Below are 1,743 nucleotides of genomic sequence, written 5' to 3' on the forward strand. Positions count from 1 at the left end.
TGATATTCAGACGCACGCGCTTTTTATCCTCTGAGCGGGCGACGAACCACGGCGCCCAGGCGGTATCGGTGGCGGCGAACATGGCGTCGCGGGCAGCGGTATATTCATCCCAGCGGTTGAAAGACTTAATGTCCATCGGCGAGAGCTTCCAGATTTTACGCCCGTCGTCGATGCGATCCCGCAGACGGCGCTCCTGCTCCTGCGGAGAGACCTCCAGCCAGTACTTGAGCAGAATAATGCCCGATTCGACCATGCCGCGCTCCACCATCGGCGCGCCGTCGAGGAACTTCTGCACCTCCTCCGGCGTACAAAAGCCCATCACCCGTTCGACGCCGGCGCGGTTATACCAGCTGCGATCGAAAATCACGATTTCGCCGGCCGCCGGGAGATGCTTGATATAGCGCTGAAAGTAAAGCTGGCTTTTTTCGCGCTCGGTGGGCGAGGGTAAGGCGACGACTCGGAAGATACGCGGGCTGACGCGCTCGGTGATGGCCTTAATGGTGCCGCCTTTCCCGGCGCCGTCCCGGCCTTCAAAGACAATGCACACTTTCAGTCCTTTGTGTACCACCCAGCGCTGCAGTTTCACCAGCTCAACGTGGAGTTTGCGCAGCGCTTTCTCGTACGCTTTGTTGTCGAGCGGCGCGATTTTTGCCGCCGTGTCGACCGGATTACCGCTTTTCTTGTTGCCCATCGCCATGCTCCGTGTTGCCGAGGTATCCCTTTGAAGTGTAATCCTCCCCCGGCGAGGCGGTGGAAAATTATTCGCCGGGTTTTCCCGCCAGGATGACTTCCAGTCCCACCCGCTGCCCCCACGACAGCTCCAGGGTGTTACCGTCCGGGTCGGCAAAGAAAGCGAAATAGCCCACCGGATCGCCCAGCTGCTCCGGCTCCCGGCGTAAAACACCTTCCCGCCGTGCGAGGGCCACTTTCTCATCGATCTCGGCCTGGGTGGCGCAGGCGACGCCGAGATGGCCGAACGGTCCCAGCGGCGTATCGGCCGGATCGTCACTTTGCACCAGCACCAGGGCGAAAGGCCGGGTGCGGTCGCTGAGCCATGCCACTTTCCGCGCCGAGGGGAGGTCGGGCTCGCGCTGGTGAATGACGGTCATCGCGGTATAGCGGGTATAAAAATCGATGCTGCTGGCCAGACAGCGGACGGTAAAGGCGACATGAGTAAAACCGACATCAACACTTTGCATGGATAATTCTCCCAAGGTGAACGATGTTTTGACTTTACAACCTCAAGTTAACTTGAGATCAATGAGGTGTTTATCTCTTTGAGCTCACTGATTTTGATAGGGGATTGTTACTGCGAAACCACGCCGCCGGTATGCCACGCGGCTGGGGAACATGAACGAATCAGGCTGTTGTATGGAGGAAACTGCCGTCGGGCGTTTTTAGCTGGTGTGTCGGGGCGGGATGGTAAATAATGCCGGCCGGCTCTCAATACCCCTATAAGATGTATGAAAAAAACAATCTTTTCACTGGCGCTGGGCACCTTTGGACTTGGCATGGCGGAGTTTGGCATTATGGGCGTGCTGCCGGATATGGCGCACGATGTCGGAATATCCATTCCCGCCGCCGGCAATATGATTGCCTGGTATGCCTTCGGCGTGGTGATCGGCGCGCCGATCATGGCGCTGCTCTCCAGCCGGTTTTCCCTGAAATCGGTGATGCTGTTCCTGGCTGGCCTGTGTATTCTCGGCAATACCCTGTTTACCTTCTCCAGTAGCTACGCCATGC

The 1,743-nt window shown here is 58.1% G+C and carries 3 protein-coding genes; 1 reads left to right on the top strand and 2 read right to left on the bottom strand.

All coding sequences use genetic code 11. The annotated features are described in order from the left end of the window. Together ppk2 and KHQ28_RS28775 are read right to left on the bottom strand one after the other, a co-directional pair. Positions 1-691 (bottom strand): polyphosphate kinase 2 (ppk2, locus tag KHQ28_RS28770; RefSeq protein ID WP_101984709.1); only part of this gene is annotated, 691 nt, incomplete at its 3' end. 67 nt (positions 692-758) lie between these two features. Continuing rightward, positions 759-1,199: a VOC family protein gene (locus KHQ28_RS28775; protein ID WP_002906451.1), complete on the bottom strand. Its 441-nt coding sequence runs from the start codon at positions 1,197-1,199 to the stop codon at positions 759-761. A 264-nt stretch (positions 1,200-1,463) separates the two neighbouring features. On the opposite strand from KHQ28_RS28775, the gene KHQ28_RS28780 reads away from it, so the two are divergent. Beyond that, a partial coding sequence (locus KHQ28_RS28780) for an MFS transporter (protein WP_211777808.1) occupies positions 1,464-1,743 on the top strand: 280 nt, incomplete at its 3' end.

It is taken from the genome of Klebsiella sp. 28 (assembly GCF_018223905.1).
In the GTDB taxonomy this organism is placed as follows: Bacteria; Pseudomonadota; Gammaproteobacteria; order Enterobacterales; family Enterobacteriaceae; genus Klebsiella; species Klebsiella pneumoniae.

What these genes read in the sequence shown, in the direction of transcription:
- KHQ28_RS28775 (WP_002906451.1), bottom strand. Translation starts at nt 1,199, where the DNA reads ATGCAAAGTGTTGATGTCGGTTTTACTCATGTCGCCTTTACCGTCCGC.